General features: G+C 43.1%; 16 protein-coding genes. 3 read left to right on the top strand and 13 right to left on the bottom strand.

The window, feature by feature from the left end; all coding sequences use genetic code 11:
* Nucleotides 1–75 precede the first annotated feature (75 nt).
* On the top strand, nt 76–753 hold the full coding sequence (locus OFN67_RS04220; RefSeq protein WP_270864777.1) for an MqnA/MqnD/SBP family protein: 678 nt from the start codon (nt 76–78) through the stop codon (nt 751–753).
* 9 nt (nt 754–762) lie between these two features.
* Complete coding sequence (gene gdhA, locus OFN67_RS04225) at nt 763–2,121, top strand: NADP-specific glutamate dehydrogenase (protein WP_270865829.1); 1,359 nt, start codon at nt 763–765, stop codon at nt 2,119–2,121.
* A gap of 49 nt (nt 2,122–2,170) precedes the next feature.
* Here the strand turns inward: gdhA and OFN67_RS04230 are convergent, their stop codons facing one another.
* The gene (locus tag OFN67_RS04230; protein ID WP_270864775.1) at nt 2,171–3,178 is read right to left on the bottom strand and encodes an AI-2E family transporter; all 1,008 of its coding nucleotides are present in this window, start codon (nt 3,176–3,178) and stop codon (nt 2,171–2,173) included.
* Between the two features lie 111 nt (nt 3,179–3,289).
* Entirely contained in the window at nt 3,290–3,796 is a 507-nt protein-coding gene (locus OFN67_RS04235) for a glycine zipper 2TM domain-containing protein (RefSeq protein ID WP_270868501.1), read from the bottom strand.
* Nucleotides 3,797–3,948: 152 nt separating this feature from the next.
* On the opposite strand from OFN67_RS04235, the gene OFN67_RS04240 reads away from it, so the two are divergent.
* Complete coding sequence (locus OFN67_RS04240; protein ID WP_270868502.1) at nt 3,949–4,740, top strand: hypothetical protein; 792 nt, start codon at nt 3,949–3,951, stop codon at nt 4,738–4,740.
* Between the two features lie 58 nt (nt 4,741–4,798).
* Here the strand turns inward: OFN67_RS04240 and tkt are convergent, their stop codons facing one another.
* From tkt to folE, 11 genes are all read right to left on the bottom strand, one after another.
* On the bottom strand, nt 4,799–6,709 hold the full coding sequence (gene tkt, locus OFN67_RS04245) for a transketolase (RefSeq protein ID WP_270868503.1): 1,911 nt from the start codon (nt 6,707–6,709) through the stop codon (nt 4,799–4,801).
* Between the two features lie 2 nt (nt 6,710–6,711).
* Nucleotides 6,712–7,563, bottom strand: a complete 852-nt coding sequence (locus OFN67_RS04250) for a polyprenyl synthetase family protein (RefSeq protein ID WP_270868504.1) — start codon at nt 7,561–7,563, stop codon at nt 6,712–6,714.
* Nucleotides 7,564–7,571: 8 nt separating this feature from the next.
* Nucleotides 7,572–7,895 (bottom strand): YbaB/EbfC family nucleoid-associated protein, encoded by a 324-nt coding sequence (locus OFN67_RS04255; RefSeq protein WP_270858475.1) that lies wholly within the window; start codon nt 7,893–7,895, stop codon nt 7,572–7,574.
* 3 nt (nt 7,896–7,898) lie between these two features.
* A complete protein-coding gene (gene panD / locus OFN67_RS04260) occupies nt 7,899–8,246 on the bottom strand; it encodes an aspartate 1-decarboxylase (protein WP_270868505.1) in 348 nt (115 codons plus the stop codon).
* A complete protein-coding gene (locus OFN67_RS04265; RefSeq protein ID WP_270868506.1) occupies nt 8,243–9,532 on the bottom strand; it encodes a UDP-N-acetylmuramoyl-L-alanyl-D-glutamate--2,6-diaminopimelate ligase in 1,290 nt (429 codons plus the stop codon). Before OFN67_RS04265 ends, panD begins: the two co-directional genes overlap by 4 nt.
* The gene (locus OFN67_RS04270; RefSeq protein WP_270858478.1) at nt 9,516–10,070 is read right to left on the bottom strand and encodes a histidine kinase; all 555 of its coding nucleotides are present in this window, start codon (nt 10,068–10,070) and stop codon (nt 9,516–9,518) included. Before OFN67_RS04270 ends, OFN67_RS04265 begins: the two co-directional genes overlap by 17 nt.
* Nucleotides 10,060–10,326, bottom strand: a complete 267-nt coding sequence (locus OFN67_RS04275; RefSeq protein WP_270868507.1) for a NifU family protein — start codon at nt 10,324–10,326, stop codon at nt 10,060–10,062. Before OFN67_RS04275 ends, OFN67_RS04270 begins: the two co-directional genes overlap by 11 nt.
* 23 nt (nt 10,327–10,349) lie before the next feature.
* The gene (locus OFN67_RS04280) at nt 10,350–11,021 is read right to left on the bottom strand and encodes a SapC family protein (RefSeq protein WP_270868508.1); all 672 of its coding nucleotides are present in this window, start codon (nt 11,019–11,021) and stop codon (nt 10,350–10,352) included.
* A gap of 275 nt (nt 11,022–11,296) precedes the next feature.
* Nucleotides 11,297–12,298, bottom strand: a complete 1,002-nt coding sequence (locus OFN67_RS04285) for an iron-sulfur cluster assembly scaffold protein (RefSeq protein WP_270868509.1) — start codon at nt 12,296–12,298, stop codon at nt 11,297–11,299.
* Between the two features lie 9 nt (nt 12,299–12,307).
* Nucleotides 12,308–13,498, bottom strand: coding sequence for a NifS family cysteine desulfurase (locus OFN67_RS04290; RefSeq protein ID WP_270868510.1), 1,191 nt, complete (start codon nt 13,496–13,498; stop codon nt 12,308–12,310).
* Nucleotides 13,499–13,601: 103 nt separating this feature from the next.
* Nucleotides 13,602–14,186, bottom strand: a complete 585-nt coding sequence (gene folE / locus OFN67_RS04295; protein ID WP_270868511.1) for a GTP cyclohydrolase I FolE — start codon at nt 14,184–14,186, stop codon at nt 13,602–13,604.
* Nucleotides 14,187–14,299 lie beyond the last annotated feature (113 nt).

Genomic DNA, 14,299 nt, shown 5'->3' on the forward strand with positions numbered 1-14,299 from the left:
TTATTAATTTAAAAATTTTAACTTTTTCTTACAAAAATAGTAATATAATTTACGAATTTTAAAATAGGAATATGGATGCGATTTGGCAAGATAGATTATTTAAATTTACTCCCTTTTCATGTGTATTTAAAATCTCTACCTTTGCCAGCGCATACCAAAAAATTCATAGAACTCAAAAAAGGCGTGCCTAGCAAGCTCTGTCGCGATTTGCGCGCAATGCGTGTCGATGCGGCCGTGATTTCTAGCATAGAATCCCGCCACAAAAAATACTCCACCCACCCTCTTGGCATAGTCGCCCAGAAAAAAGTAAAAAGCGTGCTCGTGCGTAAAAATACCACCCCGCGCCTAGATCCAGCCTCGATGAGCTCAAATATGCTCTCGCGAATTTTAGGCATTAGTGGCGAGGTCATCATCGGTGATAACGCTCTGCGCGCGATTTTATCGCAAGGGGAGGAGAAATTTTACGATTTGGGCGAAATTTGGCACAAAAACACAAATTTGCCATTTGTTTTTGGAATTTTATGCTCAGTTAAAAATCACGAAATTTACGCCAAACTTACCGAGGCGTTTTTACGCACTAAGGTCAAAATCCCACAATATATCCTCATCAAATACGCTAGAAGCAGAGGAATTGCTGAAAAAGACATCTTAGAATACCTCCAACTCATAAGCTACAAAGTCGGCGCGCGCGAGAGGCGCGCACTTAAAATTTTCCTAAAAAAAGCAAGCAAATTTAATTATAAACCAATTTAAGGAGGAGATATGAACAGTTATGTGGCAGGGTTGTTAAACAACCTAAAAGAGCAAAATCCGGGCGAAGAAGTTTTTATACAAGCAGCGACTGAAATTTTTAACTCTCTTGCTCCCCTAATCGAGCGCGAAGAAAAATACACAAAACACAAAATTTTAGAGCGAATCACCGTGCCAGAGAGAAGCCTGAGCTTTCGCGTAGTCTATACAAACGATCGTGGCGAGCCTTGCGTGCATACGGGATACCGCGTCGAGTTTAACTCAGCGCTTGGCCCATACAAAGGCGGTCTTAGATTTCACCCTAGCGTAAATATGGGTGTTTTGAAATTTTTAGGTTTCGAGCAAATTTTCAAAAATTCACTCACAGGCGTTAATATCGGCGGCGGCAAAGGTGGCGCAAATTTCGATCCAAAAGGCAAAAGCGACGGCGAAATTATGAGATTTTGCCAAGCATTTATGTTAGAGCTTCACAGGCTTATTAGCGAAAATACAGATGTCCCAGCCGGCGATATCGGCGTGGGCGGTAGAGAGATCGGCTATATGTATGGCGCATACAAAAAAATCACTCGCAGATTTGATGGCGCTCTTACTGGCAAAGGCCTAGCATGGGGCGGAAGCCTAGCTCGCACGCAAGCCACAGGATATGGCTCAGTGTATTTCGCACAAGAAATGCTAGCTAAAAAAGGCGAAGCACTTCGTGGCAAAGTCTGCGCAATCTCAGGCGCAGGAAATGTCGCAATCTACACAGTCGAAAAACTATATCAACTAGAAGCCAAACCGGTTACCGTTAGTGATTCTACCGGCTTTATCTACGATCCAGATGGCATTGATTTGGCACTTCTAAAAAAGCTAAAAGAAGAGCTTAGAGTAGGTCTTGCAGAGTATGTCAAAGAGCGCAAAAACGCTAAATTTACCCCAGTTAGCGAGTATCCAGAGGGCAGAAACGGCGTATGGAGCGTCAAATGCGACGCAGCCTTCCCAAGCGCTACGCAAAACGAGCTAAGCTTAGATGACGCCAAAACACTATACGCAAACGGATGTCGCCTTGTATGCGAGGGGGCAAACATGCCTAGCACGCTAGCTGCGATTGATTTTATGCTAAGCCAAAAAGACTTTTTATTTGGCCCTGCAAAAGCAGCAAATGCTGGTGGCGTGGCGACAAGTGGCTTAGAAATGATGCAAAATGCGCAACTTGAATCATGGAGTTTCGAAGAGGTCGATGGCAGGTTACACGAGATTATGAGGCATATCTTCCGCACTAGTTACGAAACTTCGAAAGAATTCGGCGATGAGGGCAACCTTGTGCTTGGCTCAAATATCGCAGGTTTCCGCAAAGTAGCCGATGCGATGATAGATCAAGGCTATGTTTAATAGCTAAATTTCGCTAGGATTTCCCTAGCGAAATTTGAAATTTTAAAATTTAATGCTCAATTTTATTGCTTAAAAGCGTGGCGATAGATTTCGTGCGTTCGTTTGAATTTAGCGCGATTTGTATGCTCATAGTAAGTGGCACAGCCAAAAACATACCTCCCACACCAAAGACAAATCCCCAAAGAAGAAGACCTCCAAGCACGCTTAGTGTCGAAAGCCCCAGCCCCTCGCCCATGAAGCGCGGTTCGATGATATTTCCGATGACGACATTTATGATAAGATAGATCGCCACGACCCAAATACTCACGCTTAAATCCATTGTCGCCAATGTCACGAAAAGTGTCGGAAAAACGGCGATTATAGAGCCGATTGTAGGGATATAATTTAGCATAAACGCTACTATCCCCCAAAGTGCTGCATACGGCACGCCAAGTAGCCACAGACAAAGCCCGATTAGCGCACCTGTCGTGGCGCTTGAAATCGTTTTGATAAGTAGATATTTTTTCAGGCTTGGGGCAAATTTTTTCATAAATTTATGCATACCGCGGTTGCGAGCAGAAAAATATTTGATTTTCGCATCAATTACCGAGCTTTCAAAGACCATGAAAGAGACCAAAATAAAGACGAAAAACCCGGTGCTGACAATTCCGCCTGTTTTTTTCGCCACAGCTGTCGCGCGAGATACCATTTCAGAGGGCTCAGCACCGAGGCTAGCTAGATCAAAATCAATGCCATAATTATTCAGCCGCTCTTGCGCGCCACCTAGGACCTGGTTAAATTTCGCCCCCAGCTCTGGTAACTGCGCCGAAAACTCTCTGACCGCCTTAAATACGATATCACCCATAAATCCCATAACACCAAGAAATCCCAAAACCACGATCAAAAAGCTAAACAATCGCCCTACGCGCAGTTTTTGGATAGATAGCATTAGTGGAGAAATCAAAACCGTGATAAAAATCGCTAGCAAAAACGGCACGATAATCGAGCCAGCAGCTTTAAGTCCTGCTATGATTATCACCACGCAAGCAGCCGAGATTAGGGACATTTGAAGTTTCATTGTAATCCTAAATTTTGAAATTTGTTCTATATTTTAATAAAAATTTGTAAATTTTAGATTTTTTGTAAAGTGGAATTTACCCGTAAATTTCACGGGTAAATTCGGCTAAATTTAATCAGCGCACACCGCGTTTGGCTGGATTCTCGTCTCGCCAGAGTATGATGAAATCATCAGCGCTTCGCCATTAGCATACTGGCACACGCGACCTGCTTGTGTCGAGCTTTTAAGCGCTTTACCATCTTTATATGTGATTGTCACGGCGTCGATTACCTTGGTATCGCTTACCATCGATCCCGCTCCCGCTCCTAGCACGCCACCTATCGCGCCACCAGCCACAGCTCCGCCTGTTTCGTGGCGACCGCCCATTTTATGACCTAGCACAGCTCCGCCCACAGCGCCTACTACGCCACCTGCGGCTTGGGCTAGGCGTTTGTTTTCGGTATTATCGACCCTGACCTTGGCTGGAACGATTGAGAGAATTTGGATAGTTTTGGCGTTTTGTTCTTGGTTTAATCCATGCTCGTCATAGACATCAGGTCCCAAAGTTTCCGATTTGTTAGAGCAACCGCTAAGCGCAATCATCGCAACTACGCTAAGGCTAAGTAGAGATTTTTTCATTAAAACTCCTTTAAAATGAGATAAAATGCGAGGATTATACACTCCCGTGGTAAATTTATTTTAATCATATATTAAATTTGGCTAAATTTTGCTATTACAAATTTAAGCCTAAATCGTTATAATTCTTGCAAAATTTAAAAAAAAGGAAATTTATGAGAAAATTTCTAGTTTTGGCTAGTCTTTTGGTGCTTTTAGTGGGGTGCGGGGAGGAGAAAAAAAGAGGAAAACAGTGCTTAGCAAACACGAAAAAAAATGATTCCATAGAGCTAGAAATTTCGCGCGAATTTGACAAAATCGCCGCCGCAAACTCCGCAACACCGACAAAACCTATAAATTCTACCACGCTAGCCATACCTGATACGCCAGCTATTTTTGATGCGAGCAAAGATAGCTCAAATGAAATTGTAAGCGCGCCAGAGAGGCTAGAAGCGCCAAATTTCGCACAAGAAAAAAGCGCGCCGAGTGTTTCAAATGAGCCTAATACAAAAAATCTCGCGCCAAGTGAGCCCGAGACGGCAGTGGCGCCAGCCACTTCCACGCAAACGATAATTTTATCGGCTCCAAATCAAAATAAAAGCGAACAAGAAAACGCCGATAAATGCCAAAACGCCGAAACTATCGCGCTAATCAAGGCTAGCAAAAAGGATTTGCCATACAAAAACGGCGTTGTGATTTATAGCGATATAACCTGCCAAGACAACCTACTAACGCACTACTATGAATTCAACCTTCCGCCAGAGGCAATGGCGAAAATAGGCGAAATCGAGGACAAATTGCGCTCGAATTTGGTTTTGAAAAGTGGCGAGCTTTTGGAGCTTTACTGCAAGGCCGAGGAGCTAGCCGAATACAGAGATAACGAAATCGCCATGGAGTGGCGCTACACCCTACCTGGGATCGATGCTAACCTAGCTTCTATCGTAATTTCGCCAAGCGATTGCAAGTAAAATTTAGTGAAATTTAAAAGGAATTTAGCCAAATTTTGAAATTTGGCTAAATTTTGTATTATCTGTTTAGAAGTTTTTTCGCTTCGTTTGCGACATTTAGATCGCTAAAACCGAAAAGCTTGAATAGCTCGCCAGCTGGTGCGCTCTCGCCAAAACTCTTCATGCCTAAAATTTCATCAGCGAATTTATACCATTCTAGCGCACTTGCAGCCTCGACGGCTAGGACTTTGCCTTTGAAAATTCTAGCCCTGTATTCTTCACTTTGTTCGCACAAAAGCTCGAAACAAGGCGCACTAACGACATTTGCTCTGATATTTTCGCTTTGTAAAAGCGCGGCGGCTTTTAGGCAGATTCCTACTTCGCTACCGCTAGCTACTAGCGTGATATCGGCGTTTTCGCACTCTTTGATCAAATACGCGCCGTTTTTTGCCTCGCCAAATACAGCCTTTGGCAAAGCCTCTAAGCCTTGGCGTGAGCAAACAAAGGCAGCAGGGGCATTTGTAGCCAGTGCTGCGCGCCAGCACTCTACATTTTCGTTGCCGTCAGCTGGACGGAAGGTGTAGAAATTCGGCATTGCGCGGAAGGTTGAGAGTTGCTCGATTGGCTCGTGAGTCGGGCCGTCCTCGCCCACACCGATACTATCGTGAGTGAAAACGAAATAGTGCCTTAGGCTCATAAGTGCCGCCATTCTAGCACTATTTTTGAGATAGTCGCTGAAAATAAAAAATGTCGCAGAAAATGGGATAAACAGCCCATATCTGGCAATGGCGTTATTTATCGCAGCCATTGAGTGTTCGCGAATCCCGAAGTGGAAATTTTTGCCATACGGAAAGTCACCAAAGCCCTTTAATTCGGTCTTATTAGAGGCCGCAAGGTCTGCGCTTCCGCCTATGAAGCTAGGAAGCGCAGCCGCAATTGCGTTTAAAATTTTGCCATTGCTATCGCGCGTAGCGACCTTTTGACCGCTAAAATCAGGGAATTGTATAGCGTCAAAATTTGGATTTTGAAGCGAGTTTAATAAATTTTTCTTCTCTGCGCTTAAATTTGCGATTTTTTCGTTCCATAGTTTCTCAGCCAAATCGCCCTTTTCTACGGCTGCGCGAGTAGTGAAAAGCACATCTTCGCTCACACTAAAACTCTCATTAGGGTCAAATCCAAGCGCCTCTTTGGCTCTTTTTATGAGATCCTCACCCAAAGGTGCGCCGTGAGTTTTGTGGCTACCTTCTAGCTCTAATGCACCCTTGCCGATAGCGGTATTTGCGATGATTAGGTATGGTTTGGTTTTGTTTTTGGCCTCATCTAGGGCAAATTCGATTTGATCGAAATTGTGTCCGTCTATGCGAGCCACCTCGAAGCCTTGGGCTTCGAAGCGAACCTTGATATCCTCGTCCCACGCAATCGAAGTTGAGCCATCAATCGTGATTTTGTTGCTATCGTAGATAATGACGAGATTATCTAGGCTGTGGCAACCTGCCAGCGCGCATGCTTCGTAGCTGATACCTTCTTCTAAATCGCCATCCCCGCAAAGGCAGTAAATTTTATGATCGATTACCTTTGTATTTTCATCATTTAGCAAATTTGCAGCGTATTTTGCCGCCATTGCAAAGCCCACAGCGTTTGCTACGCCTTGACCTAGCGGACCTGTGGCGATTTCTACGCCAGGGGTTGTGATTTCTGGGTGACCTGGGGTTTTGGAGTGGAGCTGACGGAAATTTTTCAAATCTTCCAGCGCGATATCATAGCCACTCAAATATAGATAGCTATACACCAAAGCACTTGCATGACCGCCGGAAAACACTAGGCGATCGCGGTTTAGCCAGTTTGGGTTTTTTGGATTATGCACTAGCTTTTCCATAAGCACGCTCATCACATCGCTTAGCCCCATAGGAGTGCCTGGGTGGCCAGAATTAGCCTTTTGGATCATATCTGCACTCAAAAATTTAATGGTGTTTGAAATTTTACTTCTCATTTTTATCCTTTCAGATATTTGTTTATCAAATTTGATACTAAATTTTGCAAATTTTCACTCTCGTCGCTCATGCTTTCTTCGATTTGCGAAATGAGTGAGTTTTTATACTCTTTGGCGCGTTCGACGCCGAGTAAATTCGTAAAAGAATTTTTATCCCCGTCGTGCATAGTAGGCTTTCCTGCGGTTTGGGAGCTTTGCGTGGCGTCGATGATGTCATCTTGTATCTGAAAAGCTAGTCCTAAATTTAGCCCGACGCCATAAAATTTCCTCGCCTTTTCATCGCCCAAACCCGCAATAACAGCGCCTAATTCAAACGAAGCCGCTATTAGGGCGCCTGTTTTGTGAAGGTGCAAAAATTTTAAATCTGATATTTCTAGGTGTTTTTTCTCAAAATAACAATCAATCGCTTGACCCAAAACCATGCCCGCCGAACCAGCATTTTTGGCTAAAATTTCAACGCATTTTACCTTAATCTCTGCGCTTAAATTTGACTTAGAAATCACCAAAAACGCGTCAGTATTTAACGCGTCGCCCACGAGTATCGCTGTAACCTCATCGTATTTTTTGTGTATGGTTTGATGAGCGCGCCTAAAATCAGCATTATCCATAGCGGGTAAATCATCGTGGATTAGCGAGTATGTATGCACCATTTCTAGGGCTTTTGCGACAGGCAGGGCGTCTGCAAATTTATTTTTATTTATAGCAGCGACCACGCCAAGAAGCAGTTGAGCGCGAAAATGCTTCCCACCAGCACCCAACATATAATTTAACGCCTCTTCGAAATATGGGTGAAAACTAGGCGCTTGAAGTGGGTTTTCGCGCAAATACTCTTTAAATTCCTTTAAAATTTCCATTTTTATTCCTAATTCGCGCCAAATCCGCCTAGTCCGCCAAGACCGCCTAGCATGGCGGTTGCGGCGTTTTTCTTTTCGTTTTCTATGAGTTTTACGGCGTCATTTATCGCTGAGATTAGCAAAATTTGCAAGCTATCTTTATCCTCCAAAAGGCTATCGTCGATCTCCACATCTAAAACCTCGCCAGCGCCGTTGATTTTGATAGCGACCATACCAGCGCCGACTTTGACGCTAAATTCTTTTTTGGCGTTTTCTTCTTGGATCTGCTTTGCTTTTTCTTGCATTTGCTCGATCATTTCACCCATTTTAGAAAAATCCATTCCCTCAAACATCTCTTACTCCACAATCTCATTTTTTTCATTTACATGCACGATTTTTGGCTTGAATTTTTTCGCTTCCTCGGGTTTCATATCAGCATAACTTACGATAATTATGACATCGCCTACGCAAACTTTGCGCGCAGCCGCGCCATTTAGGCAAATCTCGCCCTTTTTCTCGCCCTCGATGATATATGTGCTAAATCGCTCGCCGTTGTTGATATTTAAAATTTCAACCTTTTGAAACTCAATCATACCGCTAGCTTTTAAAAGCTCTTTATCAATCGTAATCGAGCCGACATAATTTAAATTTGCGTCCGTTACACGGGCTCTGTGAATTTTGCTTTGAAGCATTGTTATTTTCATTTTTGCTCCTTTAAAATCTCTAAAACGACATCTTTATCGCTAAATGGATATTTTACGCCCTTGATTTCTTGATATGTTTCATCGCCCTTACCCAAAATCACGACCACTTCGCCATTTTGCGCTAAATTTATGGCTTTTTTAATCGCCTCTTTGCGATCTGCGATTTTTGTGATTTTTTCTTTATCTCGCATACCCTCTTCGATTTGCGCGATGATTTTTTCGGGGTCTTCGCTTCGTGGATTATCGCTAGTGATGATTGCAAATTTAGCGAAATGCTCCACCATAGCCCCCATTAATGGGCGTTTTAGAGGATCTCTGTCGCCACCTGCGCCAAAAACCACGATTAGTTCGTTATCTTTGAGCGCATTTAGCACCTTTTCGATCCCATCTGGCGTATGGGCGAAATCCACGATGACAAGGGGGTTTTTAGCCACTACTTGCACCCTACCCTCAACACCTGCGAAATTTGACATTGCCTTTGCTATATCTTTTTCGTTTTTATTAGTTAGCATTTTAACTGCGCCAAACGCTGCTAGGGCGTTGTAAAGGTTAAATTCGCCGATTAATTCGCTAGAAATTTCAAACTCGCCATTTGGAGTTTTTATCATAGCGTCGATTGCGCCTTTTACGCTGTAAGCTAGCACGCTAAAAGTGGCTGGATTTTTCACGCCATAAGTTAGGGCATTTTTTAGATTAAATTCGATATGGCCGTCGTCTTTGTTGATAAGCTTTGCGCTCTCATCGGCGAAAAACGAGCTTTTTACCGCGGCGTATTCGCTCATAGTTTTATGATAATCCAAATGGTCTTGGCTTAAATTTGTAAAAATTTTAAGCGCGAAATTTAGCCCTTCAATGCGGTTTTGCGCGATTGCGTGAGAGCTAACCTCCATGACGAAAAATTCGCATTTTTGCTTAGTTGCTTCTAGCAAATAACTCATCGTTTTAAAAACAGAGCTTGTCGTAAGCCCCTTTTCATCGATTCTTTTATCGTTTATGAAAGCCCCTCTGGTGCCACACAGCCCCACAGAATACCCCAAATCCAAAAGCATAGAATAAATCAGTGCTGCGGTCGTGGTCTTGCCGTTGGTGCCGGTAATGCCTACGATTTTGATACTCTCATCAATCCCTAAAAGCGCCTTTGCTTCGCTAATAGAAATGATTTGCGCGCCGTTTTGCTCAGCTTGTGCGCTAAATTTGGCATTTGCGCTAGTTTGCACAAAATAGCACCCGCTCTCGCACTCGCCCGAATTATCGGTGATAAAACTATTTTTAATCCCTATTTTCATTTTTTATCTTTTTTATAATCTCATCTAGGCGCAAATCCCCAGCAAAATGCTCCGAACTCGCCTCGATATAATTAATGCAAATTTCATCAAATCCATTTGCAAGTAAATTTTGCAAAAACTCAATCATCTCGTCTTTGTTCTCAACCGCGATTTTTGACGAGAAAATCACGCTCTCAAAGACATTTTTGAAGCTTCCACTCTCCTTTACAGCGCGCATGAAATCTTTGTATAAAATCGCGTCTATCCCCTCAGCCTCATCTGAAAATTTCTTTGAAATTTCAGCATTTTTCTTAGCGATTTTTTCGTTAATTGAGTTTAAAATTCGAAACAAAACGCTAGGTTTTGGCTTGGGTTTTAGAGTGTAAAATTCATACAGCATCAAGGCCTCTTCTGGCTCGCTAAGCCCCAAATCGCAAAGCTCGATTAAAAACAAAAGCTCATCGCTTGGTTTTTGCTCTTGCGCTAGGGCAAAAAATGTTTTAGCAAACTCAAATTTGCCAGATTTTAGGGCGTTTAGCCCCTTTGATTTATAGCTCAAATTTCTCGCCTTGTGGGATATTTACGACGCTAAGTTCTGGGTGAATATCCATACGAAGCTGTCTTTCTACGCCAAATTTCAGCGTCTGTCCGCTAGCTGCACAACCATGACAATGTCCTGTGAGCGTGACATACACAACGCCGTTTTTAATGCCACGAAGCTCCATATCACCGCCGTCGTTTTGTAGCATTGGGCGGATAGTATCGAGGCTAGCCTTGACAGGATTTAAAAGCTCTTCATCGCTAAATGGTATCATTAAATTTCCTTTAAATTTGCTCTTTAATTGCTTTTTGGCGCGTCTTTTGCCATGATTTTATCGCCTAGGGTTTGTAGATTGCTTAGGCTTTTTAGGTGGAAAAACGCTAGCTCCAAATAGCCTTTGCGCGCAAATTCGGCTAGTTTTTTATCATCTAGGCTCAAAAGTTTTTCGCGGTTTAGTATCAAAAAGCCGTTTAATAGCGTAATCGTCTCGCCATCTCTTTGGATATTTAGCTCTTTTGCCTCCAAAACGCCAGCCTCTTTTAGCTCTTTTGCAGCCTCGCTAGTAATGGCGTTTAGCTCCCAGTAGTTTTTCATTACGCTTTTCAAATTTTCCAAAAACTGCGTTGGTTTGCCGTCTTCAAACAGCGCCTCGCCCTCGCCTTTGATTTGTTTGGCGTCCTCATCGAAGCAAATCACCATGCGATCTTCGATTTTGGCTAGGAAAAATGGGTAGTTTTGGATAGCTGATGGCACCATGCCTTTGTAGCTTTTGTCGATTAAAAGGTTTTTTGAACGGCCTAGAAGTGCTACCATTTTTGGCTCAGGTTCGTTTGTAAAAACGATGACTAATTTATCAGAACACGCTGGAACCTCAGGCGCGATTACAGGCACAAACGGCTCGTTTGGAATCGCGTCTGCGTGGTATTTTAGGTCTGCGTGTTTTACGCTATCGAGTATAACTGGTCTCATGATTTGTCCTTAAATAAAAAATATCCCGTGATTATACTAAATTTAGGATTAGAATAAAATTTATTATGGCGCGAAATTTGCGAATTTAGCGTTTAAATTTTTAATTCATTAGCAGGCAAAATTTAAAAGCATTGATTTGTCATTGCAAGGCGATTTATCGCCAAAGCAATCTGTGAATTTAAAATTCAAAGCGTGTGTTTTAGAAAATTTAAAATTTATGAAATTTAAAATTCGGCTAAATTTGAAGCAAAAGCTCAAATTTAGCCTGCGTATCATCAAATCGGCATTACGCGGATATTTTCGCTTAAATTATCCTTCAAAACTGCTTCGATTGCATATAGCGTCGCGCCTGCGCCACTAGCACACCCTGAACACGCACCCAAATAGCGAATATAAATGTCAGTTTTGCCGTCATCGCTTGGTTTGATGTCGATGACATCGAGATTTCCGCCGTCCATTTGAAGCATTGGGCGAATATCGCTATCGAGTATCGCCTCGACCGCTTTAAATTTGCCGATTAAATTTAGCTCTTCAAAGCTTAGTTTCGCCTCTGGCGTCGCGCCAGAACTCGCACACGCACCGGCTTGGGCTTGGAGTTTTTCTAGCTCCATTTCCTCTCTTGTTTGAGCTAAAATATCCTCTAAATAATACTCCCTAGCCTCATGCCCACCGGGTCTAATACAAGATTTACAAAACGCGCCAGCCTTTGTGTATTGTGTGATTTGCTCGACGGTTTTTAAATCATTTAGCTTAATAACCTCTTTTATCGTGCCAAGGCTCACCCTAGCGCACTCGCACACGATAATCTCATCTTCGAAATGCTCAGGATCTATGCCTTTGTATTTTGCCGCGGCTGCTTTGATGACATCATACGCCATTACCGAGCAGTGCATTTTTTGCGGTGGGACAGCCGGCTCGTCAGGGGTATCGCGCATATCGCGCTCGACATCTAAATTTGTAATCTTTACGGCTTGATCGACGGTTTTGCCGATACAAAGTGCTGCCATAGTGTCGCTACTAGCGATTGCCGTGCCACAGCCAAAGCTTTTAAATTTAGCGTCTATAATAATGTCAGTAGCAGGGTCGATGAGCCAGTATAATCTCACAGCGTCCCCACAGCTCTCTGCGCCAAAATCAGCCACGATTAGCTTTGCACCGCGCGCAGCAGCTTCCTCCTCTGTGATTTCGCCCATAAATTTAGGGTTATTCATGCGATCTTGAACCTTGTTTGAGTATTGCTCCCAAATCGAACCATTTATTAAATCGTTTTTTGCCATTTTAAATCCTTATTTTTGATAACCTTGTGGGGCGTAAGCAAATGTGCTAGAAATCCCGCGAAGTCTCGTGATTGCCTTGCTGATATGCTCTATGGCATAATCAATCTCGGCCTCTGTATTAAAGCGAGAAAGAGATAAACGAAGCGCTGTGTGAGCTAGCTCTTTATCTGCGCCGATTGCTTCCATGATTGGGTTGTTTTCTAATGCTTCGCTAGCGCATGCTGAGCCCGTGCTAGCAGCGATTCCGGCTTTGTTTAGATCCCAAAGCATAGCCTCGCCCTCTACGCCTTGAATCGAGGCTAAAATCGTATTTGGCACGCGAATTTCGCGCTCTCCCACGACATAGACATGTGGAATTTCAAGCAAAGCGTCCTCTAATTTATCGCGTAGCCTTTTGACATGCGAATTTTCAAAAGCCATAAATTTATTCGCTAACTCCATTGCCTTGCCAAGGCCTACTATACTAGCGACATTTAGTGTGCCAGATCTGCGCCCGCCCATGTGCTCGCCACCGTGAAGTAGGCTAGTAAGTGGTTTGCTATCTTTGATATATAACGCGCCGACGCCCTTTGGAGCGTGAAATTTATGTCCAGAAAGGCTTAAAAAATCCACGCCTGCTGCGCGCACATTTACAGGGATTTTTCCCATTGCTTGCACAGCGTCTGTGTGATAAAGTGCGCCAAATTCGTGCGCGATATCTGCGATTTGCTTTACGGGGAAAATCGTGCCTGTTTCGTTGTTTGCCCACATTACGCTAACAAGGGCTGTTTTGTCATTGATTTTCTCTCTTAGTTCATCTAGGCTGATTAAGCCGTTGCTATCCACGCCTAGCCTGATGATTTTGACCCCGCACACTCGCTCCAAAAACTCACAGGTCGCGCTGATAGCTGGGTGCTCGACAGAGCTAATTATGATATTGTCCTTTTCGCCTGATAAAATTTTGTCGTAATAAATCCCTTTTAAAACCCAGTTGTTGCTCTCTGTCGCACAGCTTGTGATGACGATATCGTCCGCGTCTGCTGCGCCAATCCCCTCGTATAGCTCGTCCATAGCCCGTCTTAGAGCCGGGTGGGTTTCGCTACCGAAGCTATGTAGTGAATTTGGGTTTCCAAATTTTTCACAAAAATATGGCTTCATCGCCTCGAAAACTTCGGGATCGACCATAGTTGTAGCGTTATTGTCTAAATAAACACGCTCCATAAATTTCCTTTCTTAAATTTTTATTAATGAGATATATTTAATCTTTTGAAAGCTAGTTTGATAATATAATCATTAGACTAAATTTCACCTTAACTTACCGACGCTAAAATCCAAATGTTTTTGGCGAATTTATCAAATCAAAAAACTCTTTTCTGGTGTCGTTTCGGCTGATAAATAGCCCACGCAAAGCCGAGGTTGTCGTGGTGGAGTTGATTTTTTGCACGCCACGCATTTCCATACACATGTGGCGGGCTTGGATTACGACACCCACGCCAAGGGGCTTGATGACCTCTTGGATAGCGTTTGCGATTTGTTCGGTGAGTTGTTCTTGGATTTGTAATCTTCGTGCGAAAATATTTACCATACGCGGAATTTTGGATAGTCCAACGACCTTTTTATTAGGTATATACGCCACATGCGCCCGCCCGATAATAGGCAAAAGGTGGTGTTCGCAAAGGCTGTAAAATTCAATATCCTTAATAAGCACCATTTCATTATTTGAACTCTCAAAAAGTGCGTCATTTAGCACATCTTTGGGGTCTTGCTCGTATCCACTAGTAAGAAATTCATACGCTTTTGCCACACGCATTGGCGTTTTTATTAACCCTTCGCGCTCAGGATTTTCGCCAAGCAAAGTTAGCATTTTAGCGACACAAGAAGCGAATTCTTCCCTGCTTTTTTCGTCCATATTTTTCCTTTAAAATTTTTCGCGCATATTACTTAAACTCCCCTTTTATAACGCTAAAATTTAAAAGCAAAATTTAGCCCCAAACAATAAAATTTGCCAAATTTTAAAATTAT

This window comes from Campylobacter sp. JMF_11 EL3, from assembly GCF_027736965.1.
Classification (GTDB): domain Bacteria; phylum Campylobacterota; class Campylobacteria; order Campylobacterales; family Campylobacteraceae; genus Campylobacter_B.